The following is a 25942-nucleotide window of genomic DNA, read 5'->3' as shown; positions in this document are numbered from 1 at the left end:
TTTTTGTGAGCGGGCGGATCAAGGAAGGAGGCTGTCTGAGCGAAGCGAGTTTGCCTCCTTCCCCGCCCGGTCACACAATTTCAAGGGGAAGTCGCCATCTCGGGCGCGCCTTTCTTTTGCTTACTTTTCTTTGGCAAGACAAAGAAAAGTGAGTCGGTCCCGGCAGGGAACGAAAGGAGGGTGGACCCCCAAGCCAGAATCAATTCCCCGCTCCCTGAATGTAATTCAGATCAACAAACTCGCTCCCCCGATTCCCACGCGTGAAATCCAGCGTGAACCCGCCTACATCAACGCGCGTCTGCAACGCGCGCCGCAGTTCCACGCCGGTCACCTTGCCGCCCGCGGCATTCATCGCCTGAACCAAATACACCGCGGCGATATACCCCGATAGCGTCGCGGCGGAAGGCGGCTCATCCAGAAACTGCTTCATCCGCGCCATATGCTCGCGCGCGACCTTGGTGACGCCGCTGGCCGGGTTTGGCACCGTCTGGGCGAGCAGCATGCCGCCGCTGTAGCCGGAGCCCAGGATTTCGCGCGCCACTTGAGGGTTGACGGACGACAGCCCGACCAGAAAGCCATACCAGCCCTGCTGCGCCAGCGCACGTCCGACGGTGGCGTAGGTGAGCGTGTCGCCGGCGATGATCACCGCTGTTGGCTTTGTCGGCGCGATGCGGGCCGCAAGCTCGGCCGGGTCTCCGGTAAGTGTGTAAAGGTCCAGCGGTTCGGCAGCATTTCCCTTGGCGATCGAGCCACGCAGGCGCACCCCGAGTTGCGGATCGAAGCCCGCTGCCGTGACGAGTGCAATTCGCCGCATGCCGAACTGCCGCAGCCGGTTGTGCGCGGCGACGATTTCGTGGTCGTAATCGGGGCGGATGAACAAAACGTTGTCGGCGGTCGACGTCGCACCTGAGAGCGGGGCGAGCAACGGCACATTGCGCCGTGCGATCTCGGGAGACGCTGCCAGCACCGGCAGCAAGCGTTCGCTTACGCCAAAGAGCAACTCGACATGGTCGTGTTCGATCATGTCAACGGCCTGCGGAATGGCTTCGTTGAGCGCCGCCTCGCGCCGGACGAGGCTGATGCGCCGGCCCTTGATGCCGCCGCTCTGGTTGGCAGCATCGAAAGCCACCTTGGCGCCCGCCATGAAGTCGCGCGCATAGTCGGCCTGGTCTGCGCCGCGCTCGATCAGTTGCCCCACGACGAACGACGTGCCTTGCGCATGCGCCGTCAGCGTGACGGCCGCCCAGGCCAGTGCGCACGCGCCGCGGCGTGCCAGTCTCTGCCACATGGTGCTTCCCCCAAAAGACGAGTCGACGGCCTGTGCTGTTGTGTTGTTTTGACGGCCTGCGTACGACGGGCGACGAGCCCTTGGCGCCGATCGCCGATGTTAGGGGGCATAACATGACAGATCGGTGAAGTTGGGGCCCTCCCAACGGAGGGTGAGGCGCGTTTGAACAGGTGTGGACCGACGTTGACACACATCAACGCGGCGCTCACCTGGCAGTTTTAGGATGAGCCATCGCCCCCACGACGATCGCCCCCATGTTTCCGTTCGCGAAAATGGCTGACACTCCGTCTGCCGAAAATGACACCGCCTTCCGCTGGTCGGCGCCGCAGGTGCGCGCGCTCGCGCAGCGCTTTGATACGCACGGCCCGCGCTACACCTCGTACCCAACGGCCGACCGCTTCCACAACGGGTTCGGCAACTCCGACTATCTCGACGCCTTGCACCGCCGCGCCGCGATCGCGCCCGCGCTGCATGCGCCGCTGTCGCTGTACATGCACCTGCCGTTCTGCGCGAACCTTTGCTACTACTGCGGCTGCAACAAGGTCATCACAAAGGACCGCTCGCGCAGCGCACGCTACGTTGAAACGCTCGCGCGCGAGATGGCGATGGTGGCCAGCCAGATTGGCCCACTGCGCCGCGTGACGCAGTTGCATTGGGGCGGCGGCACGCCGACTTTTCTTGCGCACGACGAAATGCGTGCCGTGATGGCCGCCACGCGCGAGCATTTCGACTTGGCCACCGATGGCGAGATCTCCGTCGAACTCGACCCGCGCCATGCCGACGACGCCACGCTCGAAGTCTTGGCTGAAATCGGCTTCAACCGCGCAAGCCTGGGCATCCAAGACTTCGACCCCGACGTCCAGCGCGCCGTCCACCGCATCCAAAGTGTGGAAGAGACACGCCGTGTGGTCGATACCGCGCGCCGGCTGGGCTTCGAGTCGATCAGCTTCGACCTGATCTACGGCTTGCCATATCAGCGCACGGAAACCTTCAACGCCACGCTGGATCGCGTGCTGGAGATGGCGCCCGATCGGCTGTCCGTTTACAGCTATGCGCATCTGCCGCACCTGTTCAAGGCGCAGCGCCGCATCGACATGTTCACGCTGCCTACCGCCGACGAGAAGCTCGACTTACTCGCCATGACGGTCGAGCGGCTCGTCGCCGAAGGCTATGTCTACATCGGCATGGATCACTTCGCGCGGCCTGACGATGCACTTGCCATTGCGCAGCGTGAAGGGCGGCTGCAGCGCAATTTCCAGGGCTATTCCACGCACGCCGATTGCGACATGCTGGCGTTTGGCGTGTCCGCCATCAGCCGCGTGGGCGATGTGTATGCGCAGAACGAAAAGGATCTCGACGCTTACTACGCTCGCATCGACGCAGGCGAGCTGGCCGTGCTGCGCGGCATGTCGCTCACGCCGGACGATCACGTGCGCCGCGCGCTGATCGGCGAGCTGATGTGCGGATTTGAATTGAACATGCGCGCATTCGGCGCGCGCCACGGGCTGGACTTCAAGCGCAGTTTTGCGGACGAGTTGCAGGCGCTGGCGCCGCTGGAAGAAGCCGGGCTGGTGAAGGTCGGGGACGAGCGCATCGTCATCACACCGCAAGGGCGGCTGCTCGTGCGCCGCATCGCGATGGTGTTCGATGCGCACCTGCGCGAGGCGGGCACGGAGCGCGCGATGGAAGCCGAGGGCAAGCCCGTCACCTTCGTCCCGCGCTACTCCAAGGTGGTCTGACCTTCCTGCTGGCCCGAAGCCACGTCAGACCGTTGCCGGTTCGGGCTGCAGTGCAGTGGTTTGCGTCTGGGCGCTGACCAACGTCTGCGGCCAGATTTCCGCCAGGCGCAGCAGGTTGGTTGACCCGGCCTGACCGAACGGCATGCCCGCCGTGATGGCGATCTGGTCGCCCGACACGGCAAAGCCTTCACGCGCGGCAGCTCGGCACGCCGCATCCACCATCTCGTCGACATTGCTCACATCGAGGCTGACCGTGCTGTGTACACCCCACGTGATCGCCAGACGGCGCGCCGTATCCAGGCGCGGCGTGATGCTCACGATGGGCGCCAGTGGCCGCTCGCGTGCGGCGCGCAGGCTGGTCTTGCCGCTGGACGTGTAGGTGACGGTAGCCACTGCGCCCAGGATGTGCGTCACGTCACGCAGGGCCGCGCAGATTGCGTCCTGGCGCGTGGGCAGCGGCGGTTGGTGCTGCGCGTCGATCAGGTTGCGGTAGAGCGGGTCGCGTTCGGTCTCGGCGATGATGCGGTTCATGATGCTGACCGCCGCCACCGGATGCTTGCCGCTGGCCGACTCGGCCGACAGCATCACGGCATCGGTGCCGTCGTACACGGCGCTGGCCACGTCGGAGGCTTCGGCACGCGTCGGCACCGGCGCTTCGATCATCGATTCCAGCATCTGCGTGGCCACCACCACCGGCTTGCCATGCTGGCGCGCCATGCGCAGGATGCGCTTCTGCACGCCGGGCACGCGTTCGGGCGGCAGTTCCACGCCCAGATCACCACGCGCCACCATCAGGGCGTCGGACGCCTGCACGATGTCTTCCAGATGCAGCAGCGCTGCGGGCTTCTCGATCTTGGAGAGCAGGCCCGCGCGGTCGCCAATGATCTCGCGCGCGGCGATCACGTCTTCGGCGCGCTGCACGAACGACAGGGCGATCCAATCGACGCCCAGCGACAAGGCGAAGTCCAAGTCGCGCAGATCCTTCTCAGTAAGCGCGGGAATGGGAATCACGGCATCCGGCACATTCACGCCCTTGCGGTCCGACAGCGGGCCGCCATCGACCACGCGCGTGACGATGGCCGTCGGATCAGCCGCTTCGACTGCCAGGCGGATCTTGCCGTCGTCCAGCAACAGCGACTGGCCCGGCGCGGTCGCGGCGTACAGCTCGGGGTGCGGCAAGTGCACACGCGTGACATCACCCGGCGTCGGATCGCGATCGAGCACAAAGCGATCACCGTTCTTGAGCACGACGCGTCCGTCGGCAAAGGTGCCAATGCGCAGCTTCGGGCCTTGCATGTCAGCGAGGATGCCGATCGGGCGGCCGGTCTCGGCCTCCACCGCGCGCACGGTGTCGTAGCGCTTGCGGTGGTCTTCGTGCGAGCCGTGGCTGAAGTTCAGGCGGAAGACGTCTGCGCCGGCGTCGAAGAGGGCGCGGATGGTGTCTTTGTCGCTGCTGGCGGGGCCTAGGGTGGCGAGGATTTTGGTGTTGCGGAAGCGGCGCATCGTTGATGGCTCCGGTGGCTGGCTATTGCTTGCTGCGTTTGCGGACCTTGGTGGTCCATCTCCCTTTCACCCCCTGCCGGGGGCGACTCACTTTCTTTGTCTTGCCAAAGAAAGTAAGCAAAGAAAGGCGCGCCCGAGATGGCGACCCCTTCCTTGAATTTGTGTAACCGGGCGGAGAACGGGAAAACTCGCTTCGCTCAGACAGTTCCCGTTCTTTTTTCCGCCCGCTTACACAAATTCAAGGCGCCATCTAGGGCAGGGTACGGCCACACAATCTGTGTGCTGACCTGGAGGCTCTTGTTTGTTGCTGTTGCTGTTGCTGTTGCTGCTCGCTCTGCTTCGCGTTGTGCTGCTGATTCCTGCTGCAGTCGTGCTCCGATTGTTTGGCCGTTGGAGCCCTAGATGGCGCCTTGAATTTCTGTTGCACAGAGGAAAAAGGAAGGGAAACTGTCTGAGCGAAGCGAGTTTTTCCCTTCCCCTCTCTGCGACATAAATTCAAGGGGTGGGTCGCCATCTCGGGCGCGCCTTTCTTTTGCTTACTTTTCTTTGGCAAGACAAAGAAAAGTGAGTCAGCCCCGGCAGGGGATGAAACAAGGGATGAACCAACAACCTCAATCCATCCCTCATCCAACCTCACCCGGTAATCAAAATCGCCCGAAAATCATTCACATTAGTCCGCGTAGGCCCAGTCACAATCAAATCCCCCAACGCATCAAAGAACCCATACCCGTCGTTGTTGTCGAGCAATTGCTTCGGCTTCAACCCAAGCGCTTCAGCACGCGCCAGACTATCCGGCGTCAAGATCGCACCAGCGTTGTCTTCAGACCCATCGATGCCATCGGTATCGCAAGCAATCGCATGCACACCCGGCAAACCATCCAACGCCACGCCCAGCGCCAGCAGGAACTCGGCATTGCGCCCGCCGCGGCCGCTACCGCGCACCGTCACGGTCGTCTCACCGCCCGACAGAATCACGCACGGCTTGGTGAACGGCTGATTGCGCGCCACGATCTGCCGCACGATGCCGGCGTGGACTTCTGCCACATCGCGTGCTTCGCCTTCAATGCTGTCCGACAGGATGTGGGCCTCATAACCGAGTGCGCGTGCCTGTGCGGCCGCCGCCTCCAGTGCGTGCTGAGCCGTCGCGATGACGTGACTGCGATGGCCTTCGAAACGTGCATCGCCGGGTTTGGGCGTCTCGCCCGCGCCGGTTTTCAGATGACGGCGCACCGCTTCGGGCACGTCGATGCCGTACTTGTCGATCACGGCCAGCGCATCCGCGCAGGTGGTGGCGTCGGGCAGCGTCGGGCCGCTGGCGATGAGCGTCGGGTCGTCGCCTGGAATATCGGAGATCAGCAGCGTCTCGACGCGCGCCGGTGCGCACGCCAGTGCCAGGCGCCCGCCTTTGATTGACGACAGGTGCTTGCGCACGCAGTTCATCTCGCCGATGCTCGCGCCGCTTTTGAGCAGCGCGCGGTTGACGGACTGCTTGTCGGCCAGCGTCAGGCCCTCCGCCGGTGCAGCCAGAAGGGCCGAGCCACCGCCCGAGATCAGGCACAGCACGAGGTCGTCTTCCGTCAAACCTTCGAGCAGGCTGACCATGCGTTGCGCAGCGCGTTGGCCGGCTGCATCGGGCACCGGGTGCGAGGCTTCCACCACTTCGATACGGCCTTGCGTACCAGGCGCGCGGCCGTGCCCGTAACGCGTGACGACCAGGCCAGACAGCTCGCCCTTCCAGTGCTGCTCCACCGCCTCGGCCATCGCCGCTGCGCCCTTGCCGGCGCCGATGACGATGGTGCGGCCACGCGGCGGTTCAGGCAGAAATGCCGGCAAGCATTGCGCAGCGCTGACCGCAGCCACCGCAGTATCAAACAGGCCGTGCAGCAACGCGCGCGGCGACGGATTGGGCAGGGCAGCGCGCAGGGCGGCCTGGGCAGACTGGTCGTGGTGCATGGCAGAAAGCGGGGAGACAGCAAAAAGACTGCCGCCGCCCGAGGGCCGCGACAGTGCACACAACTTACACGCGCATTCAGGCGATGTCGTGGTTCGACATGATCTCGATCGCGCGGCACAGGGCCGAATGATCTTGCTTGCCCATGCCGTTGGCGGCGCAGGTGTTGAACAGCTCCTGCGCGGTGGCCGTGTTCGGCAGGGCCACGCCCAGCGTCTTGGCGCCCTGCAGGGCCAGGTTCAAGTCCTTCTGGTGCAGCTCGATGCGGAAGCCCGGGTCGAACGTGCGCTTCACCATGCGCTCGCCGTGCACTTCAAGAATGCGCGACGCAGCGAAGCCGCCCATCAGTGCCTGACGTACCTTTGCGGGATCGGCACCCGCCTTCGATGCAAACAGCAGCGCTTCGGACACGGCCTGGATGTTCAGCGCCACGATGATCTGGTTGGCCACCTTGGTGGTCTGGCCGTCACCGTTGCCGCCGACCAGCGTGATGTTCTTGCCCATCAGGTTGAACAGCGGAGCAACGCGGTCGAACGCAGCCTGCTCACCGCCCACCATGATCGTCAGCGACGCAGCCTTCGCGCCCACTTCACCGCCCGACACCGGAGCGTCCAGGTATTGCGCGCCGGTCTTGTTGATGCGCGATGCGAAGTCCTTCGTCGCAATCGGCGAGATCGAGCTCATGTCGACGACGATCTTGTTGGCAGCAGCGTCCTTGCCGGCATCCTTCAGTGCCTTGGCGACGCCCTTCTCGCTGAACAGCACGGCTTCAACGTGCGGGGTGTCCGGCACCATGATGAAGATGATGTCGGCGCGCTTGGCGACTTCTTCCGCGCTCGTGCAGACCGTCACGCCGGCTTCCACCAGCGCGGCGGGTGCCGGGTTGACGTCGTGCACGAAGAGCGTGTGGCCTGCTGCGCGCAGGTGACCTGCCATGGGGGCGCCCATGATGCCGAGGCCGATGAAACCGAGGTTCAGAGTTGCGGTTGCCATGGTGAGGGATCTCCTTGGTTTGGATGTGTTGGTGGTTCGCGGTTCGTGGTTTGGGCCTTGGTGGTCCACTCCCTTTTCACCCCCTGCCGGGGGCGACTCACTTTCTTTGTCTTGCCAAAGAAAGTAAGCAAAGAAAGGCGCGCCCGAGATGGCGACCCCTTCCTTGAATTTGTGTAACCGGGCGGGGAAGGAGGCAAACTCGCTGCGCTCAAACAGCCTCCTTCCATTTTCCGCCCGCTTACACAAATTCAAGGCGCCATCTAGGGCAGGGTACGGCCACACAATCTGTGTGCTGTCCTGGGTGGCTCTTGTTTGTTGCGGTGTTGCTCGCTTTGCTTCGCGTTGTGCTGCTGGTTCCTGCTGCAGTCGTGGCCGATGGTTTGGCCGTTGACGTTCCTGCCCTAGATGGCGCCTTGAATTTCTGTTGCAGAGAGGAAAAAGGAAGGGAAACTGTCTGAGCGAAGCGAGTTTTTCCCTTCCCCTCTCTGCGACATAAATTCAAGGGGAAGTCGCCATCTCGGGCGCGCCTTTCTTTTGCTTACTTTTCTTTGGCAAGACAAAGAAAAGTGAGTCAGCCCCGGCAGGGGATGAAACAAGGGATGAACCGCCCCGCCGGAACAAGGCAAACAAAAAATCAAGCAACGTTGTGAGCAGCCCGCCAGCCAAGGCCTTCAACGGTCCCTGCCTTGGGCTTGTACTCACAGCCAACCCAGCCCTTGTAGCCAATCTCATCCAACCAACGGAACAGGAACTGATAGTTGATCTCCCCAGTCCCCGGCTCATTGCGCCCAGGGTTGTCCGCCAGCTGCACATGCTTGATCTTGTCCAGATGGCGCTTCAGCGTGCTAGCCACTTCGCCTTCCATCCGCTGCATGTGATAGATGTCGTACTGCACATACAGGTTGGACGCATCCACGTCGTTGATCAGGTCCAGCGCCTGCTGCGTGCGGTTCAGATAAAAGCCCGGAATATCGAACGTGTTGATCGGTTCGATCAGCAGATCGATCTTCTCGGCCTTCAGTGCCTTCGCCGCAAACTTGAGGTTGTCCACCAGCGTCTTGCGTGCCGCGTCTTCGCTCACACTTTCGGGGCGAATGCCCACCAGGCAATTGAGCTGTTTCACGCCGAGCACCTTGGCGTACTTGATGGCTTCGCCCACGCCGTCTTGAAACTCGCTCACGCGGTCCGGCAGGATGGCGATGCCGCGCTCGCCGCCGTCCCAGTTGCCGGCCGGCAGGTTGTGCAGGACCAGGTCGAGCTGGAAGCGGTTCAGGCGATCGGCAATCTGGTCGGCGTGGAACGCGTAGGGAAACAGGAACTCCACGCCGCGGAAGCCCGCACGGGCGGCGGCTTCGAAGCGGTCAAGGAAGGCCTGCTCGTTGAAGAGCATGGTCAGGTTGGCTGCCAGCTTTGTCATGGTTTCTCCTTGTATCGGACGGTGAGGGAGGGGCGCGCCGTCTTTATGCGGTGACGCCTTCGGCTTCCGTGAGGGTGTCTTCCAGGTCGAGCACGTCTTCAAACTCGACCACGTTGTCGATCTCGGTGCCCATCGCGATGTTGGTCACGCGCTCGAGAATCACCTCCACCATCACCGGCACCGAGAACTCGGCCATCAGCAGGCGGGCCTGCGCAAAGGCGGGTTCGATGTCTTCGGGCTTGAACACGCGGATCGCCTTGCAACCCAGGCCTTCGACCACCTTCACGTGGTCGACGCCGTAGCCGTTCAGCTCGGGCGCGTTGACGTTGTCGAAGGCGAGCTGGACGCAGTAGTCCATGTCGAAGTTGCGCTGCGCCTGGCGGATCAGGCCCAGGTACGAGTTATTCACCACCACGTGGATGTACGGCACCTTGAACTGCGCGGCCACCGCCATCTCTTCGATCATGAATTGGAAGTCGTAGTCACCCGAGATGGCGACCACGTCGCTGTTGGGCGATGCCACCTTCACGCCGATGGCGGCGGGAATGGTCCAGCCCAGCGGGCCTGCCTGCCCGCAGTTGATCCAGTGGCGCGGCTGGTTGACCGACAGGAACTGCGCGGCAGCGATCTGCGACAGGCCGATCGTGCTCACGTAACGCACCGAGTTTTCCCCCTTCTGCGGGAAGTACTGGTTCATCTCGCGGTACACGCGCTGCGGCTTGATGGGCACGTTGTCGAAGTCCGAACGACGCAGCATCGTGCGCTTGCGCTTCTGCACGTCGGCGTTCCAACTCTTGCGGCACGGCAGCTTGCCGGCAGCCTTCAGCTCACGCGCGACTTCAATGAACTTCTCCAGTGCCGCCTTGGCGTCCGAGACGATGCCCAGGTCCGGGCCGAACACGCGGCCGATCTGGGTCGGTTCGATATCGACGTGAATGAACTTGCGGCCCTTGGTGTAGACGTCGACGCTGCCCGTGTGACGATTGGCCCAGCGGTTGCCGATGCCGAACACGAAGTCCGAAGCCAGCAGCGTGGCGTTGCCGTAGCGGTGCGACGTCTGCAGGCCGACCATGCCGGCGTTGAGCGGGTGGTCGTCGGCGAGCACGCCCCAGCCCATCAGGGTCGGGACGACGGGCACGTTCACCAGCTCGGCAAACTCGACCATCAGCTTGGCCGCATCGGCGTTGATCACGCCGCCGCCGCACACCAGCAGCGGGCGCTCGGCCTGGCACAGCATCTCGATGGCACGCTCGGCTTGGGCACGCGTGGCCGCGGGCTTGTAGACCGGCAGCGGGCTGTACGTGTCGGGGTCAAATTCAATCTCGGCGACTTGCACGTCGAACGGCAGGTCGATCAGCACCGGGCCCGGACGACCCGAGCGCATCAGATGGAACGCCTGCTGGAACACGCGCGGCACCAGCGCCGGCTCACGCACGGTGACGGCCCACTTGGTGACCGGCTTGGCGATCGACTCGATGTCGACGGCCTGGAAGTCTTCCTTGTACAGGCGGGCGCGGGGGGCCTGGCCGGTGATGCACAGGATGGGAATCGAGTCTGCCCAGGCCGAGTACAGGCCGGTGATCATGTCGGTGCCTGCAGGGCCCGACGTGCCGATGCATACACCGATGTTGCCGGGTTCGGCACGGGTGTAGCCCTCGGCCATGTGCGAGGCGCCTTCAACGTGGCGGGCCAGCACGTGGTCAATGTTGCCAGCCTTGCGCAGGGCCGAGTACAACGGGTTGATGGCGGCACCGGGCACGCCGAAGGCGGTGGTGATGCCTTCTTTTTCCATCACCGCAACTGCGGCATCAATCGCTCTCATCTTCGGCATGGGGGTGTCTCCAGGAAGGGGAAGGTGGGAATCAGTTGGAACTGATCCTATTCCCGCATGCCGATATGGATAAACGCAGATTTCGTCAGTTGATTGCTAACCCAAAATACCGAATGGTTTTGCGTGCTGCACCAATATGGAGGCACGCCAACTGCCGAAAAGGCGCACGCTGCAGCCATTTGAAGCTGTTTTTGTGCGACGCAAAAAACTGGTTTGACGGGCTTGCATCGATCACATGGCCGTCCGCCATTTTTGCCATTCGTCACAGGTGATATGCGCCAGAAAGTCGCAATCCAGGTACGCAATGCTCACTAAAATGGTCAGACATTGCGAACTGGAATGATGGAATGGACAAGCTCAAGCAGATCGAAGCGTTCATCGCCGTGGTGGAACACGGCAGCATGGCCGCTGCCGCCCTCACGCAGGACGTGACGCCGGTCATGATCGGACGCCGCATCAACGCGCTGGAAGCCCGCCTGGGCGTGAAGCTGCTGCACCGGTCGACGCGCCGCATTGCGGTGACGGAGCAAGGCGCGGTCTTCATGGAACAGTGCAAGAAGGCGCTGGGGGAGCTGGACCGCGCGGAGCTGCTCGTTGCGGAAGGCCGCCACAAGGCGACCGGGCACCTGATCGTTTCGGCGCCGGCCGCCTTTGGCCGCAAGCACGTTGCACCGCACGCGCCGGACTTCCTGCGTGCCAACCCCGACGTGCGCATCTCGTTCAACCTGACCGACCGCGTGGTCGACCTCGTGCGCGAAGGCTACGACGTGGGCATCCGCATTGGCGGCGCGATCGATCCGAACTTCGTGGCGATTCGCCTGGCGTCGAACAAGCGCGTGGTGTGCGGCACGCCTGCGTACTTCGCCAAGCACGGCGTGCCGCGCACGCTCGATGACCTCGCGCGCCACAACTGCCTCGCCTTCAACCTGCAGGGCGGTCAGCAGCGCGGCTGGTATTTCCAGCAGAACGGCAAGGCCGTCACCGTGAAGGTGAACGGCAACCTCGACTGCAACGACGGTGAACTGCTGCACCGCTGGATGGGCGAAGGCCTGGGCCTGGGCTGGCGCTCAACGTGGGAGATCCAGCCTGAGCTGGAATCCGGCGCGCTGATGACGGTGCTGGACGACTACGCGCTGCCCGACTACGACATCCTCGCCGTGTACCCGCAGCAGCGGCCGGTACCGGCAAAGATCCGGTTCTTTATCGAGCATCTGAAGACCGTGTACGGGCAGGCGGGGTATTGGTCGCGAACGGCTTGAGCGTGCGGAAATGGATGACGGTTCCTACACTTGTCATCAGGCGCATCGCGGTGGCGCGCTCAATGCCGGAGACTGAAGATGCTACCCAGAACTGCAGTTGTCGGCGCGCTCATGCTCAGCACCTCGGCCGTGGCCTGCGATCTGACCGGGCTTGAGCATCCGCTGGTGTTCTCGCCTGGCGAGTCTGCGCTGCCGACCACCGAAATCCTGAAACTGGCGGAATGGGATTCGCAGCTCAAAGACGATTTTCGCAGCGGCGGCAAGTACCGGGTGCGCCTGCAGGAGGCGTCCGAGCCTGCTCCCGACCCAGAGCTGGCTGTGCTGCGCCTCAAAAGCCTCCAGGCCGTGCTGGACGCCGTCGGAATCGAGGGCGACAAAGTCGAGTCGTCCGAAGCCGATACACATCTGCGTGCCGTGGAGCGCGAGGGGGCCGCTCCCCACATGCCGACAGCCGCCTACGTCGTTTTCCAACCGGACTGCCAGAACCCGTGTTGCCCGGGCGCCGCGCCGGCCGCTCCGCTCGCTCCCAAGCGATAAGCGCTAGGTAATCACCACACGCCCCTGCGTCAAATCCCGCAACGCGACCCGCGCGGCCGCCTCGTCCGTCACCGGCAATCGCACAGTGAGTGTGACGCCCGCATCGTAGGCAGCATCCAGCAGCACATACCCGCGATCATCGATCCAGCGGCGGATGCGCGCCTCATCGGCGTAATCGGTGGCGAGGGTCAGCGTGGTGCTGGCGATGCGCTCGACGCGTTCGGCCTGCATGAGCGCGGTAGCGATGGCATCGGTGTAGGCGCGTACGAGGCCGCCCGCGCCGAGCTTGACCCCGCCGAAGTAGCGCACCACGGCGCCCAGCGTGGCGTCCAGATCGTGATGGCGCAGCACTTCCAGGATGGGGCGACCGGCGGTGCCGGAGGGCTCGCCGTCATCGGACATGCCGGACTGGCCGCCCGCCAGGAGCGCCCAGCAGACGTGCGTGGCAGCGGGGTGCTCGGCGCGCAGGCGCGCGATCACGTCCATGGCGGCAGCCCGGTCTTCCACCGGCACGGCCAATCCGATAAAGCGGCTTTTCTTGATGTCCAGCTCGGCCGAAACCGGCGCGCGCAGCGTGTACGTCGGCACGCGCGGTCAGGCGAGGAGGGCGGCTACGAGATCCGTCGCCCGGCCGCCCGGCGATTCGAACTTGAGTGACGCCTCGGTGTGCGCCATGTGCTCTTCCATCAGGGCGATGGCGCCTTCCACATCACCGCGCTTGGCGGCTTCCAGGAAAGCGGTGTGTTCATCGGACGAACGCACGGCATCGTACGTGGACTGGTACATCATCGTGATCACTGAGCTGCGGGCGGAAAGCTCGTACAGCATTTCCTTGAGCACGCTGTTGCCGACCACGTCGGCCATCAGCAGGTGAAAGTCGGCCATCAGGCGATTGCGGCGCGGGACGTCAGACAAGTCGCCGCTGGCCGCCACCTTGTGCTCTTCGGCCAGGTGCTTTTCCAACCGCTTGTAATCGGCCGGCGTCGCCTTCGCGATGAACTCGCGCACCAGCGCCACTTCCAGCACGCGGCGCACGGCAAAGACCTCGCGCGCCTCGGTCTCGTCGGGTTTGGCGACGAAGGCGCCGCGGTCCGGCTCCATGCGGATCAGCTTGTCCTTGGCCAGCATCAGCAGCGCCGCGCGAATCTTCGTGCGGCTGACGTTGTAGACCCGCGCCAGCGCCTCTTCGCGCAGCTTGGTGCCCGGCGGCAGCCGATGCGCGACGATCGCCTGGGCGATGTCGTCGGCAATGCCTTCGGAGGAGATGTCGGCGGCGGTGGTTTCAGTCATGGCGCCGATTTTACCGCCGTCCGGCAGTCGAGCCGCTTCAGGCATGCGGCAGTGTGTGCGCAGCCGGCGCCGCCACACCAAGGCCGTGCGGAATCGCTTCGCCTTCCTCGGTGATGTCGATCTTGCCGTCGAGCACCGCATTGGCGCGCACGCGGTCGATGTCTTTTTCCCACGCGGCGATGACCACCGTGGCGACGCAGTTGCCGATCAGGTTGCCCAGCGCACGGGCAATGCCGATGAACCAGTCGACGGAGAGCACCAGCACCAGGCCGATGGCCGGAATGGCCGGAATGACCGACAGCGTGGCCGCCAGAATGACGATGGCAGAACCCGGGATGCCGTGCGCGCCCTTCGAGGTGACGAGCGCCACGCCCAGGATCAACAGCAGGTCCTGCAGGGCCAGCGGCGTGTTGGTCGCCTGTGCGATGAATACGGCGGCCAGCGTCAGATAGATCGAAAACGCATCGAGGTTGAACGAATAGCCGGTCGGGATGACAAGGCCGACCACCGACCGCTTGATGCCCATCTTTTCAAGCTTGTTCATGATGGACGGCAGCACCGCGTCGGACGATGCCGTGCCCAGCACCACCAGCAGTTCCGCGCGCAGGAACCGGATCAGCTTGAAGATGTTGAAACCCGCCATGCGCAGGATCGTGCCGAGCACCACCACCACGAAGATCGCCACGGCTGCATAGAACAGCAGCACCAGGAAGCCCAGTTGCTTGAGCGAACCTGCGCCGTACTTGCCGACGGTAAAGGCCACCGCGCCCAGCACGCCCAGCGGCGCCAGGCGGATGATCACGGCCATCATGCGGAACAGCACATGGGAGAGCTGATCGATCAGGTTGACCAGCGGCTTGGTCCGCTCTCCCAGCAGCGAGAGGGAGCAGCCGAACAGGATCGACACCAGCAGCACCTGCAGGATGTCGCCCTTCACGAAGCCGCTGACGAACGTATCGGGAATCAGCTTGAGGAAGAACGCTGCAACGCCAGTCGATTCCACCTGCTTGGCGGTCGTCATGTACGACGCCATGGCCGCCGGATCGAGCGATTTCGGATCCACATTCATGCCGTGGCCGGGCCCGAACAGATAGGCCAGTGCAATGCCCAGCGCCAACGCAATCGTCGTGACGATTTCAAAGTAGATGACGGCCTTGCCGCCTACGCGCCCAACCTTCTTCAGCTCGCCGGCGCCGCAGATCCCCACCACCACGACAGAGAAGACGATCGGCGCGATCAGCATCTTGATCAGCTTCAGAAAACCATCACCGAGCGGCTGCAGCTTCTGCGCAAATTCGGGCGCCCAGATGCCCAGCGCGATGCCCACCGCCAGGGCAATCAAAACCTGCCCGAACAACGGGCGCGTAAAGCGTTGCATGGTGAATCCTCCTTTGGATTACGGGGTGTCTCAAGCCGCGCCCAATCGTCTAGTTCGGGTTGCTGCGATTGTTGTCACGGCTTTGTTTCGCTCACTGCATTGCAACGAATTGTTGCGAGGAATTGTCGAGCGTTGACGGCATCATAGGCCATCCAATTTTTGTATGCAATTTTTGAATTCACATGCTAGGATCGACCCATGCAGTCCCGCGAAGCCTTGTGCTTCCGCCATCTACGCTGCACTTCCGGCGTTCCCATCATCACGGTTTCGAGTGTTCTTACTCGCCGTTTTTGTTCGATGGGCTGGCCGTATAACATCCAGAGACAAACACCAAGGAGTTCCACATGGCGATGCCTACGCTCGATCCGAACGCGCCGGATTTCACGCGCCGATATCCGAACCTGGCGGACCCCCGCCTTGGCGCCGAGGCCACGTTCGCGACCGACGAATTCTTCGCGCCGAAAGATCGCATGCTCAATCCCGAGCCGGCGGTGTTCATCCCCGGCAAGTACGACGACCACGGCAAGTGGATGGATGGCTGGGAAACGCGCCGTCGCCGCAACGGCGGCTATGACCATTGCATCGTCCGCCTGGCCCGCCCGGGCGTCGTGAAGGGTGTGGATATCGACACGAGCCACTTCACGGGCAACTTCCCACCGGCCGCTTCCATCGAAGCCGCCTATCTGCCGGATGGCGAGCCGACCGATGCCACGCAGTGGACTGAGATCGTTCCGTCGACCACGCTGCAAGGCAACAGCCACGCCTATGTGGCCGTGACCAGCCCGCAGGCCTTCACGCATCTGCGACTGAACATCTTCCCGGACGGCGGCATCGCACGCCTGCGGGTGTATGGCCAGCCGCAGGTCGACTGGAAGGGTGCGGACCGCACCAAGCTGATCGACCTGGCCGCCATGGAAAACGGCGCCTATGTGGTCGAAGCCAACAACGAGCACTTCGGGCCGGCCTCGCGCATGCTGATGCCGGGCCGTGGCGTGAACATGGGCGACGGCTGGGAAACGCGCCGCCGCCGCGAGCCGGGCAACGACTGGTGCGTGATCGCCCTGGCCAACCCCGGCCGCATCCGCAAGATCGAAGTCGACACCGCGCACTTCAAGGGCAACTTTGCTGACCGCGTTTCCATCCAGGCCGCGCGCGTGGTGGGGGGCACCGACAGTTCGCTGAAGACGCAAGCGATGTTCTGGCAAACGCTGCTGCCCGAGCAGAAGCTGCAGATGGATCTGCAGCACTACTACGAAGCGGAAATCGCCGACCTCGGCATCGTCACGCACGTGCGCTTCAACATGTTCCCGGACGGCGGCGTGTCGCGTCTACGCCTGTGGGGGGTGCTCGAATGAGCCAAGAGACCGCTGCACGCGTTGCACTGACCATCGAGCCGCTCACGCGCGAAGCCTTCGCGCCGTTTGGCGATGTGATCGAGCTGGAAGGGGCCAAGCAATTCCCCATCAACCAGGGCACGACCATCCGCTTTCATGACCTCGCCAACGTGGATGTGGGCGAGGGCGGCCGCGCGCTGATCAGCCTGTTCCGTGGTCAGCCGCGCACGCTGCCGTTCGAGGTCAAGATGCTGGAGCGCCACCCGCGTGGCAGCCAGGCCTTCATCCCGCAGAACGACAAGCCGTATCTGGTGGTCGTGGCGCCGGCCGGCGAGCTGGACCCATCCAAATTGCGCGCGTTCGTCTCGCGCGGCTGGCAAGGCGTGAACTACGCGCGCGGCGTGTGGCATCACCCGTTGCTGGCGCTGGGCGAGGTGAGCGATTTCCTTGTCGTCGACCGCGGTGGCGAAGGCCACAACTGCGACGAGCAGGACCTGGCTGAGTCGGTATGGTTGACCGCCGAGGCCATGCAGGCCGCGCTGTAAACCTCGCTTCATCGGCATCCATACTGAGCCCCCGCACAACGGGGGCTCAGTCACTTTCAATCTCCGTCCCACCACAAGCAGGAAGACATCGACATGACCCAGGCCCAACTTGCGAATCCCGGCATCGATGCGGACATCCGCGCGTTTGTCGAATCGGCACACGCGCAGCAGATTGATTTCCTGCGCGAGCTGGTGAAAGTGCCGTCGGATAACCCGTCCGGCGATTGCGCCCCGCATGCCGCACGCGCCAAGGCACTGCTTGAGGCACTGGGCCTGACGGTCGAGGCGCATGCCGTGCCGCAGGCGCAGGTGCGTGCCGTCGGCATGGTCAGCGCCACCAACCTGATCGTGCGCCACACGTTCGGCAACGGCGGCCCCACGGTCGCCATGAACGCGCACGGCGACGTCGTCCCGCCTGGCCTCGGCTGGACGCACGACCCATACGGCGGCGAGATCGTCGAGACCGAACACGGCCCCACCATGTTCGGCCGCGGCGTGGCGGTGTCCAAGTCGGACTTCGCCACCTACACGTGGGCGCTGCTTGCACTGATCGAAGCGGAAAAGCGCGGCGCGAAGCTCAATGGCACGGTCGAACTCCATTTCACCTACGACGAAGAAACCGGCGGCGATATCGGCCCGAAGTGGCTGCTCGATCAAGGCCTGAGCAAGCCCGATTACGCGATCTCCGCCGGCTTTGCCTATGGCATCACCTCGGCGCACAACGGGTGCCTGCACGTGGAGGTGACGGTGCGCGGCAAGCAGGCGCACGCCGCCATGCCGCATACGGGCATCGACGCCATCGAAGCGGCCACGCATATCCTGCAAGCCGTGTATGCCTATCGCGCGGAACTCGCCACGCGCACATCCTCCGTGCCGGGCATTGACCACGCAACGCTCAACGTCGGGTTGATCCAGGGCGGCATCAACACCAACGTCGTGCCCGATCTGGTGACGTTCCGTGTTGACCGACGGATGATTCCCGAAGAAGCCGGGCGCGATGCAGAAGGCGAACTGCGCGCCGTGATCGAGCACGCGGCTGCAGAACGGCCGGGGATCGAGGTTGCAGTGGAACGCATTCTCTTGGCACAGCCGCTTGCCGAATTGCCGGGCGTGGACGCGCTGATTGGCGCGCTACGGCGGAATGCGTTGGCGGTGTTCGGTGGCGATGTGCCGGTGCATGGCGTGCCGCTGTATACCGATGCGCGGCATTACACGGCGCATGGCGTGCCGACGGTGCTGTATGGCGCGGGCCCGCGGACGTTGATGGAAGCGCGTGGGCACAACACGGATGAAAACCTGCGGTTGAATGATCTGCGGGGCGCGACTGTGGTGGTGGGGTGTGCTGTGGGGGAGTTGTTGGGCGGGTGATTAGGGGTTGTTTGGGTTTTTGCCTTGGTGGTCCACCTCCCTTTCGTTCCCGGCAGGGGATGAAACAGGGGTGCACCAACAAGCTCAAAAATCACGAACCCCCTCACAATCAACCACGAAACCAGCAACCACTCGCCAGCCCTTAAGATTGCTGCACGTTCCATCAAGCCAAAACCAGAGCCCATGCAGATCTACCACAACCCCCGCTGCTCTAAATCCCGCACCGCCCTCGAACAAGCCCAATCCTTCACAGCAAAGAACGGCGAACAGCTCGAGGTCATCGAATACCTGACCACGCCGCCCACGCTGGCTGACCTTAAGAAGCTCGCCGCGCAACTCGACACACCGCTGCGCAGCCTGATCCGCGAAAACGAAGACGAATACGCGCAGCTCAATCTGGCCGATGCCTCCGACGACGCGCTGCTCAAAGCCGTCGCAGCGCATCCGAAGCTGCTGCAGCGCCCGGTGCTGGTTCGCAACGGCCGCGCCATCATCGGCCGCACGCCTGAAGCGCTTGCGGCGTTCCTGAAGTAATTCACCGCGCCCCACAAAGTTGAACGGCCTGCCGATTTCCATCGGACAGGCCGTTCAGGGGTGGCCGTATCTCGCTTTGCGCGAGGGCCGGGGCTGCGTCCGTCAAGACGCGCAAGGGCACCGGTTTATTCCAGGCCCATCCATCGGGCCATTTCTGACCCGAAACCAACTGCCAGCAGGGCGGCAAGCACCACTGCCAGCGCCGCCGCGGTCGAGACCATGGCGACCTTCATGACTTCTGCGTCGTGGTGCGCGCTGCTGTGCGTGTGATGCAAGTGCTGCAGATGCTGCGCACGCATGCTCAGCGGGACCGCTTTCGCAGAGGATTTGCGATGCCAATGCAAGCGCTCCGTCATCGCTCGCAAGTGTTGCGTGTCAAACGCGTCACGGGAAAATCGCACCGCGGTACCTCCCGTTGTTGGCTGATAGCCGACGCCGGCACGCACCGGCGTCGGGGGCACGTGCGGCCCGAAAACGATACGGCAAGCAAATGGCGTATGCGAGTGGCTTTGCTTGTCGGCGCCGGGTGGCGCAGTCGTCTGGTCGCTCGCACAAGCCCAGCGTAGACGCGGGTTTGCGAGCCCGCAAGTTGCGTTGCGGCATGGTGCGCGCATCACGCGGGCAAAAGGCAAACCGCGTGCGGGTCTTCGTGAAATGCGTGACGCGTCCGGCGCTCAATCCTGCGCAGATTGCTGGGTCACTTGTGCGGCGGCGCGTTCGCCTTCGCGTTTGCGCAACTCGGCGAGCATGTTGCAGAAGAGGGCGCCTTGCTCTTTCGCGTCATCCAGCGCGATATGCGTGTGCGGCAGCGGGTCGTGCCAGTGCTCGGGAAAGGCCGCTTTGACGTTGCGCCGATACGGCATGCCCGTGAGCGCAAAAGCCAGCGTCTTGATGTCGAGTGCGGCCCACCCAAACGGCGAGCGCCCGGCAAAACGCATCATGTACCAGAACATGAACGTGAAATCGAAGCCCGCCGGAAACGCCACGAACACCGGCTTGCCCGGCAGACTCTCGACCCACTCCACGTAACGCGGCAGGGCCACCTCGGGCGCCTCAAGGTTGGCGCGGCATGCGGCCCACGCCTCGGGCTGCGTCTTCCACCATTGCATCTGGACCGGATGGCCCTCGGCGCCTGCCAGCGTTTCCAGGTTGGCTTCGAACGTGCCGACGAGCGTCTTGTCGGCCAGGTACGCCGCGCTGGCGAAGCTCAGCATCGAATGCGGACCGGGGATAGGGCCGTCAGCCTCGATGTCGGTGCTGACGTAGATTTCGGGCCGCGTGTCGGGCGGCTGGTTGCCGCGCTTGCGGCGGGGCTTATCCGCCGGCGCAGCGGGTGAGGAGTCGGCGAACGGGTCGTCGCTCTCGTTGGCGCTGTCGTTGGTGTTTGCGCTCATGCCGAGCCTTCGTTGGCAAACAGGCGATCGGCGACGTACGGGTTGCTGGCACGCTCATCGCCAAAGGTCGAGACTGGCCCATGACCCGGCACAAACGTGACGTCGTCGCCCAGCGGCCATAGCTTCGTGCGGATCGCGTTGATCAGGTCCGCATGGTTGCCACGCGGAAAATCCGTGCGACCGATCGACCCCGCAAACAGCACATCGCCGACGATGGCCACGCGGTCTTCGGCGCTGAAGAACACCACGTGGCCGGGCGTGTGACCCGGGCAGTGAAACACCTGCAGCGTGCGGCCGGCGGCTTCCACGGTGTCGCCGTCTTCGAGCCAGCGGTCGGGCACGAACGCCTTGGCGGGCGGAAAACCAAAGCGCTGGCTCTGCATGGGCAGTTGGTCGATCCAGAACGCCTCGTCCTTCTGCGGCCCTTCGATCGGCACGCCGAGCTGCGTGCGCAGGGCGTCGGCGGCGGCGCAGTGGTCGACATGGCCGTGCGTGAGCAGGATTTTTTCGATGCGTGCGCCGTGCTGCTGTGCGGCGGCCAGGATGCGGTCGATATCGCCGCCGGGATCGGTGACGGCGGCAGCGCCATCGTCGCCAATCAGCAGCGTGCAGTTCTGTTCAAACGGCGTAACGGGGACGACAACGACTTTCATGTGATCTTATGTGCGCATTTGCACATGGCAGGGATAACCCGATTGTATCGGGCCGAGCCCGCGCCAGCACTGGGCTTGCGGGGTGCGCTGTTACATCCGAAAGAAAATATTACAAAATTGGTGGGAGATGACAGCATGATGTGATCGTTTTAATAGGAAATGTAAATAAGCGATCAAAGCATGCATGTTAGACTCGCGGCCATGCTCAAGTTGACCCATTCGATTTCCTGCCTTCCGGCCGGCCGCACGCTGCGTGCCTGGCTCACGCACGGCACCGCGCTGCTGGTGCTGGCGGGCTGTGCCGCCGTCCCCGGCGAACCGCCCGCGGGTGGGCAATCCGGTCTCCAGGCCAGCAAGCCCGCAGCGCCCACGTTGAAGCTGGCCGACCCGCGCGACAACCCCGATGCCTGGGGCACGCTGTCGTTCCGCGGGGTGCCGGATTCGACCAGCCTCAAGCTGGACGAGAACACCGACACCAGCCCCGGCCTGCGCGCCGACCTCGGCACGTTCGAACAACGCGGCCTGGCTTCGTGGTACGGCCGCGGCTTCCACGGCCGCCGCACCGCCAGCGGCGAGCGTTTCGATATGAACGCCTTCACGGTGGCGCATCCGTCGCTGCCGCTGCAGAGCTGGGTTCTCGTGCGCAACCTCTCCAACGACCGCGTGGTCGTGGCCAAGGTGACGGATCGCGGTCCGTACCACGGCAAGCGCATCGTCGACATGTCGTATGCCGCCGCCAAGCGGCTCGACTTCGTCAAACGCGGTTCAACGCAGGTGGAAATCCGCCGACTGTCCCGCGCTGAAGTTGAAGCGCTGCGCCCTGAGCTGACGCAGACCGATGTCGCCAGCAACGATGGCGACGCCGATGTGGGTGCCGATGAACCCGCACCGGTGAAGAAGAAAGCGGTCAAGCGTCGCGCCAAGCGTCGTTGAACCGCTGATCCGGCCGCCTTCCTGCCTCAGTCCTTCCCTTCGTTTTTCAGCGCCAGCGCGCTTTGATACAGCGCGTCGACCGACGCACCCGTAATTGCGCCGGCCAGCTTGGCTGCGCGCTTGGCAGGCAACTCGGCCAACAGCAGACGCAAGACGTGGTCTGCCGCCATCGCCGTCGGCGCGGCGTCCTGCGCGCCTGCGCCCTCCACCACCAGAACGAATTCGCCCTTGCCATGTGAGACATCGGCGGCAAGCCAGGCCGGTGCTTCGGCGGCAGGCAGCACGACGATCTGCTCGAACAGCTTGGTCAATTCCCGGCCGATCAGGATGCGTCGCGCGGGCAAGTGTTCCGCCAACGCGGCGAGTGTGGCCTCGATGCGATGCGGCGCCTCGTACAGGACCCATGCCGGCCCGTGCGCCGCCCATTGGCGGATGGCCGCCTCGCGTTGCCCGGCCTTGGGCGGCAGGAAGCCGACGAAGGTGAACTGCCCACCAGACGTGTCGAGCAACTCCCCGGCGGCAGAAAGCGCCGTCACCACCGCGCTCGCGCCCGGCAGCGGAATCACGCGCTGGCCCGCCGCACGCACCGCCTCGACAATCCGCGAGCCCGGGTCCGACACGCCCGGCGTGCCCGCATCGGACACATAGGCGATGCGCTCGCCCTGCGCCAGCCGCGCCACGATGCGCGCGGCGGCCTCGCGCTCGTTGTGTTCGTGCGCCGCGAGCATCGGCCGCGACAGCCCCAGCCGATGGAGCAGTTGCCCTGTGTTGCGCGTGTCTTCGCAGGCCACCGCGTTGACAAGGCCCAGCACGTAGCGCGCCCGCAGCGACACGTCGGCCGCGTTCCCGATGGGGGTGGCCACCACATATAATGCGCCGGCGGGATAGTGCTGGTCGTACGCCAGCAGGGTCCAGTCAGGATCACTCACGAGAACTTCTCTCTGTTACTTGGTTCAAACCGCGAATGCATGCGCCGCAGCCCATCACAGCCGCCACCGGTGAAGCCGGTGAAGACCGTGCGCTGCGCTACTTGCAGGCGCGCGGGCTGGCCGTGGTCAGCCGCAATTATCGCTGCAAGGGCGGTGAAATCGATCTGGTGATGCGCGATGCGGCCGGCGCCCTGGTATTCGTTGAATTACGTGCCCGTGTGGCCCGCTCCACGCAGCGCTTCGGCGGGGCGGCGGCGAGTGTCACGCCCGCCAAGCAGCGCCGCCTGATTGCCGCAGCCGAAGATTTTCTCGCGCGGCAGGTTGAAGATGTACCGGCCTGCCGATTTGACGTCATCGCCATTGACGGTGCGCGTATCGAATGGATGCGCGATGCCTTCGGCGTTGATGCCTGAACCTCGCATCAACCTCGCTCTTCTTTCTTCTGCACTTCATTCAAGGACAGCATGAAACTCTCGTCGCCTACGTTTGCCCGTTTCCGTCGCACGGTCACGCGCACCGCCGTGCTGGCCGCCCTGGCCGGCATGACCGCAACGCAGTTGACTGCCTGCTTCCCGCTGTTTGCGGGCGCCGTGGCCGGCGGCGTGGCGCTTGCCACCGACCGTCGCCCGACCGCCACCCAGACCATCGACCGCGGCCTGCAGATGGAAGCCGAGAACACGCTGATCTCGCGCTACGACGGCCGTGCCCACGTCAACGTGACGGTCTACAACCGCAAGGTCCTGCTGACCGGCGAAGCCGGCACCGAGCAGACCAAGCAGGAGATCGGCCAATACGCGCAGAAGCTGCAGAACGCGCGTGAGGTCGTCAACGAGATCGTGGTGACGCCGGAGTCGAGCACGTTCGGCTCGCGCACAAACGATACGTACATCACCACCAAGGTGAAGAGCGTGCTGGCCGGCACGGAAGGCGTGCCCTGGAACTCCATCAAGGTGACGACCGAAGCGCAGACCGTCTTCCTGCTCGGCGTGGTGACCGAGGCCGAGGGCAACAAGGCCACCGAAGCCGTGCGCACCGTGGGCGGCGTCAATAAGGTCGTGAAGGTGTTCGATTACGTGACCGACGAAGAGCGCAAGCGCCTGGATGCGAATGCCACGTCGACCAACCCGTCGACCGCGCCCGACGCGTCGCAAGGCACGCCAACGCGCACGCAGGGTACGCCGACGGCCACGCAGGCACCGGCCCCGGTCACGTCGGCCGCGCCGGGCGTGACCGTGTCGCCCACCACCTCGCCCGCGCTGCCGCCGGGCAAGCAACTGCCGTAAGCCAGCGCGGCAACACCGCATCGCAAGAAACGCAGCCACCGTGCTGCGTTTTTTGTTGGCTGCACGCATCACAGGGCACATGGCCGGCCGTGCGTGTTAGCGTATGACGCTCCCGCGACTTCGCAGCCCCCCGATGCCCGTCGTCCACCGCCCTGCCGCCGCAGCACTGCTTGCGGCGCTGCTGACGGCCCCTGCGCCCACTGTGGCCCATGCGGCCGATCATCCCCCCACCAATCTGCAGGCCCGCACCTGGGCTGCCACGTGCGCCAGCTGCCATCACGCCGATACCGCGCCCGGTGCCAAGCTTCCCGCACAGACGTTGCCGCCGCTCGCCGGTCGCTCGCAGGCCGAGCTGATCGACACCATGCAAGCCTTTCGCAGCGGCGCGCGCCCTTCCACGGTGATGGGCCAGATCGCCCGCGGTTATGACGGTGCGCAGATCGCCGCCATTGCCGGCTGGCTGTCACGCCAACCTCAGGAGGCGCCATGAGCGAATGGCTGCGCAAGGACCGACGCGCACTTCTGCGCGCGCTCGGGGCAACCGCGCTGGCCGGGCCGCTGGCCGCCTGCGCATCGCTGTCGGGCGTGCGCAATGCACGCGTGGTGGTGGTGGGCGGCGGCTATGGCGGCGCAACGGCGGCCAAATACGTGCGCGTGTTTTCCGGTGGCCGTGTCGACGTCACGCTGGTGGAGCCGAACGCCGCGTTCGTCTCGTGCCCGCTGTCGAACCTCGTCCTGTCGGGCGACCGTGACCTGGCGTCGATCACCGTGCCGTATGACGCGCTGGTCGAGCGCCACGGCGTGCGGTGGGTGCGCGACCGCGCATCGGCCATCGACCCTGGCGCCAAGCAGGTGCGGCTGGCAGGCGGCGGCACGCTTGATTACGACCGGCTGATCCTCTCGCCCGGCATCGACTTCGTGCCGGGGGCGATTCCCGGTCTCGCCAATGCGGCCACCGCCGCGCAAGCGCCGCACGCCTGGAAAGCCGGCACGCAGACGCTGGCGCTGCGCCATCGGCTCGAAGCCATGCCCAACGGCGGCACGGTGGCGATCAGCATTCCGCTGGCGCCGTACCGCTGCCCGCCCGCGCCGTACGAGCGCGCGTGCCTGATCGCCCACTGGCTGCAGCGCGCCAAGCCCGATTCGCGCGTGCTCATTCTCGATGCCAACGATGACGTCACCTCCAAAGGCGCGTTGTTCAAGCGCGTCTGGGCAGAGCGCTATCCGCAGCACATCGAATATCGCCCGCAATACAACGCCGTCGACATCGATGCCACGGGCCGCGTCCTCAAGTTCGATGTGCAGGACGACGTGCAGGCCGATGTCGTCAACCTGATCCCGCCGCAGCGTGCCGGGGCGATTGCCGTGCAGGCCGGCCTGGCGACGGCCAATGGGCGCTGGTGCGAAGTGGATTTCCTGTCGTTTGAGTCGAAGGTGGCGCCGGGCGTGCATGTGATTGGCGATGCCATCCAGACCGCGCCGCTGATGCCGAAGTCGGGCCACATGGCCAATCAGCACGGCAAGGTGGCCGCCGCCGCCGTGGTGGCGATGCTGGCCGGGCACGCGCCCGATGCGTCACCGCTGTACACCAACACCTGCTACAGCTTTGCCACGCCCGACGAGGCCATGCACGTGGCAACCGTCCACCGTTACGACGCGACCGAGCACACCATGGTGACGGTGCCCGGCGCCGGCGGGCTTTCCGACGTGCCTTCCCCAGCGGAGGGCAAGCTGGCGCAAGGCTGGAGCCGCGCCATCTGGTCGGACATGCTGGGTTGAATGT

25 protein-coding genes are annotated in these 25942 nt (G+C 64.5%); 12 read left to right on the top strand and 13 right to left on the bottom strand.

Translation table 11 applies throughout. The features are described from left to right. Positions 1-199 precede the first annotated feature (199 nt). Positions 200-1288 carry an ABC transporter substrate-binding protein gene (locus tag RP6297_RS14695; protein WP_009239587.1) on the bottom strand — a complete coding sequence of 363 codons (1089 nt, stop codon included), beginning with the start codon at positions 1286-1288 and terminating at the stop codon, positions 200-202. A 254-nt stretch (positions 1289-1542) separates the two neighbouring features. Here RP6297_RS14695 and hemN point away from each other — a divergent pair, with 254 nt between their 5' ends. Beyond that, positions 1543-3027, top strand: coding sequence for an oxygen-independent coproporphyrinogen III oxidase (hemN, locus tag RP6297_RS14690; RefSeq protein WP_009239588.1), 1485 nt, complete (start codon positions 1543-1545; stop codon positions 3025-3027). 24 nt (positions 3028-3051) lie between these two features. Here hemN and pyk read toward each other — a convergent pair whose 3' ends face one another. From pyk to gcl, 5 genes are all read right to left on the bottom strand, one after another. Further along, positions 3052-4530 (bottom strand): pyruvate kinase, encoded by a 1479-nt coding sequence (gene pyk, locus RP6297_RS14685; RefSeq protein ID WP_009239589.1) that lies wholly within the window; start codon positions 4528-4530, stop codon positions 3052-3054. Between the two features lie 633 nt (positions 4531-5163). Beyond that, a complete protein-coding gene (locus RP6297_RS14680) occupies positions 5164-6483 on the bottom strand; it encodes a glycerate kinase type-2 family protein (RefSeq protein WP_009239590.1) in 1320 nt (439 codons plus the stop codon). A gap of 76 nt (positions 6484-6559) precedes the next feature. Next, the gene (gene glxR, locus RP6297_RS14675) at positions 6560-7474 is read right to left on the bottom strand and encodes a 2-hydroxy-3-oxopropionate reductase (protein ID WP_009239591.1); all 915 of its coding nucleotides are present in this window, start codon (positions 7472-7474) and stop codon (positions 6560-6562) included. 634 nt (positions 7475-8108) lie between these two features. After that, positions 8109-8891, bottom strand: a complete 783-nt coding sequence (gene hyi, locus RP6297_RS14670; protein WP_009239592.1) for a hydroxypyruvate isomerase — start codon at positions 8889-8891, stop codon at positions 8109-8111. A 43-nt stretch (positions 8892-8934) separates the two neighbouring features. After that, positions 8935-10722: a glyoxylate carboligase gene (gene gcl / locus RP6297_RS14665; RefSeq protein ID WP_009239593.1), complete on the bottom strand. Its 1788-nt coding sequence runs from the start codon at positions 10720-10722 to the stop codon at positions 8935-8937. 347 nt (positions 10723-11069) lie between these two features. On the opposite strand from gcl, the gene RP6297_RS14660 reads away from it, so the two are divergent. Both RP6297_RS14660 and RP6297_RS14655 read left to right on the top strand, forming a co-directional pair. Beyond that, on the top strand, positions 11070-11981 hold the full coding sequence (locus RP6297_RS14660; protein ID WP_009239594.1) for a LysR family transcriptional regulator: 912 nt from the start codon (positions 11070-11072) through the stop codon (positions 11979-11981). Between the two features lie 111 nt (positions 11982-12092). Continuing rightward, entirely contained in the window at positions 12093-12518 is a 426-nt protein-coding gene (locus RP6297_RS14655; protein ID WP_223293242.1) for a hypothetical protein, read from the top strand. Between the two features lie 3 nt (positions 12519-12521). Here RP6297_RS14655 and RP6297_RS14650 read toward each other — a convergent pair whose 3' ends face one another. Genes RP6297_RS14650 through RP6297_RS14640 form a run of 3 tightly spaced genes read right to left on the bottom strand, consistent with a single transcriptional unit; the run spans position 12522 to position 15186 of the window. Next, positions 12522-13106 carry an IMPACT family protein gene (locus RP6297_RS14650; RefSeq protein ID WP_009239596.1) on the bottom strand — a complete coding sequence of 195 codons (585 nt, stop codon included), beginning with the start codon at positions 13104-13106 and terminating at the stop codon, positions 12522-12524. 6 nt (positions 13107-13112) lie between these two features. Continuing rightward, positions 13113-13808 carry a GntR family transcriptional regulator gene (locus RP6297_RS14645; protein WP_037028788.1) on the bottom strand — a complete coding sequence of 232 codons (696 nt, stop codon included), beginning with the start codon at positions 13806-13808 and terminating at the stop codon, positions 13113-13115. Between the two features lie 37 nt (positions 13809-13845). Further along, positions 13846-15186, bottom strand: a complete 1341-nt coding sequence (locus tag RP6297_RS14640; RefSeq protein ID WP_009239598.1) for a C4-dicarboxylate transporter DctA — start codon at positions 15184-15186, stop codon at positions 13846-13848. Positions 15187-15530: 344 nt separating this feature from the next. Here RP6297_RS14640 and alc point away from each other — a divergent pair, with 344 nt between their 5' ends. The 4 genes from alc (at position 15531) to RP6297_RS14620 (ending at position 18967) form a co-directional block, all read left to right on the top strand. After that, complete coding sequence (gene alc, locus RP6297_RS14635; protein WP_009239599.1) at positions 15531-16541, top strand: allantoicase; 1011 nt, start codon at positions 15531-15533, stop codon at positions 16539-16541. Continuing rightward, positions 16538-17065 (top strand): ureidoglycolate lyase, encoded by a 528-nt coding sequence (locus RP6297_RS14630; protein ID WP_009239600.1) that lies wholly within the window; start codon positions 16538-16540, stop codon positions 17063-17065. Before alc ends, RP6297_RS14630 begins: the two co-directional genes overlap by 4 nt. Positions 17066-17158: 93 nt before the next feature. Continuing rightward, entirely contained in the window at positions 17159-18433 is a 1275-nt protein-coding gene (locus tag RP6297_RS14625; RefSeq protein ID WP_009239601.1) for a M20/M25/M40 family metallo-hydrolase, read from the top strand. A gap of 183 nt (positions 18434-18616) precedes the next feature. After that, entirely contained in the window at positions 18617-18967 is a 351-nt protein-coding gene (locus tag RP6297_RS14620) for an arsenate reductase family protein (RefSeq protein ID WP_009239602.1), read from the top strand. A 125-nt stretch (positions 18968-19092) separates the two neighbouring features. On the opposite strand, the gene RP6297_RS22775 is transcribed toward RP6297_RS14620, so the two are convergent. The 3 genes from RP6297_RS22775 to RP6297_RS14605 all read right to left on the bottom strand — a co-directional run bounded on the left by RP6297_RS22775 (position 19093) and on the right by RP6297_RS14605 (position 21014). Then, a complete protein-coding gene (locus RP6297_RS22775) occupies positions 19093-19368 on the bottom strand; it encodes a hypothetical protein (RefSeq protein WP_009239603.1) in 276 nt (91 codons plus the stop codon). A gap of 273 nt (positions 19369-19641) precedes the next feature. Then, positions 19642-20361, bottom strand: a complete 720-nt coding sequence (locus RP6297_RS14610; RefSeq protein WP_009239604.1) for a 3'-5' exonuclease family protein — start codon at positions 20359-20361, stop codon at positions 19642-19644. Further along, positions 20358-21014, bottom strand: a complete 657-nt coding sequence (locus RP6297_RS14605) for an MBL fold metallo-hydrolase (RefSeq protein WP_009239605.1) — start codon at positions 21012-21014, stop codon at positions 20358-20360. Before RP6297_RS14605 ends, RP6297_RS14610 begins: the two co-directional genes overlap by 4 nt. Before the next feature lie 201 nt (positions 21015-21215). Here RP6297_RS14605 and RP6297_RS14600 point away from each other — a divergent pair, with 201 nt between their 5' ends. Beyond that, entirely contained in the window at positions 21216-21947 is a 732-nt protein-coding gene (locus tag RP6297_RS14600; protein WP_009277237.1) for a septal ring lytic transglycosylase RlpA family protein, read from the top strand. 26 nt (positions 21948-21973) lie between these two features. Here RP6297_RS14600 and rsmI read toward each other — a convergent pair whose 3' ends face one another. Beyond that, positions 21974-22876, bottom strand: coding sequence for a 16S rRNA (cytidine(1402)-2'-O)-methyltransferase (gene rsmI, locus RP6297_RS14595; RefSeq protein WP_009239607.1), 903 nt, complete (start codon positions 22874-22876; stop codon positions 21974-21976). 35 nt (positions 22877-22911) lie between these two features. On the opposite strand from rsmI, the gene RP6297_RS14590 reads away from it, so the two are divergent. From RP6297_RS14590 to RP6297_RS14575, 4 genes are all read left to right on the top strand, one after another. Then, positions 22912-23289: a YraN family protein gene (locus tag RP6297_RS14590; RefSeq protein ID WP_009239608.1), complete on the top strand. Its 378-nt coding sequence runs from the start codon at positions 22912-22914 to the stop codon at positions 23287-23289. Positions 23290-23340: 51 nt separating this feature from the next. Then, positions 23341-24159 (top strand): BON domain-containing protein, encoded by an 819-nt coding sequence (locus tag RP6297_RS14585; RefSeq protein WP_009239609.1) that lies wholly within the window; start codon positions 23341-23343, stop codon positions 24157-24159. Between the two features lie 133 nt (positions 24160-24292). Further along, on the top strand, positions 24293-24649 hold the full coding sequence (locus tag RP6297_RS14580; RefSeq protein ID WP_009239610.1) for a c-type cytochrome: 357 nt from the start codon (positions 24293-24295) through the stop codon (positions 24647-24649). Next, positions 24646-25938, top strand: a complete 1293-nt coding sequence (locus RP6297_RS14575) for an NAD(P)/FAD-dependent oxidoreductase (protein ID WP_009239611.1) — start codon at positions 24646-24648, stop codon at positions 25936-25938. The genes RP6297_RS14580 and RP6297_RS14575 overlap by 4 nt, the downstream gene beginning before the upstream one ends. Positions 25939-25942: the final 4 nt, after the last annotated feature.

This window comes from Ralstonia pickettii (assembly GCF_016466415.2).
GTDB lineage: Bacteria > Pseudomonadota > Gammaproteobacteria > Burkholderiales > Burkholderiaceae > Ralstonia > Ralstonia pickettii.
Note: the sequence above shows the minus strand (reverse complement) of the source record. Positions and strands in the feature narration are given on the sequence as shown.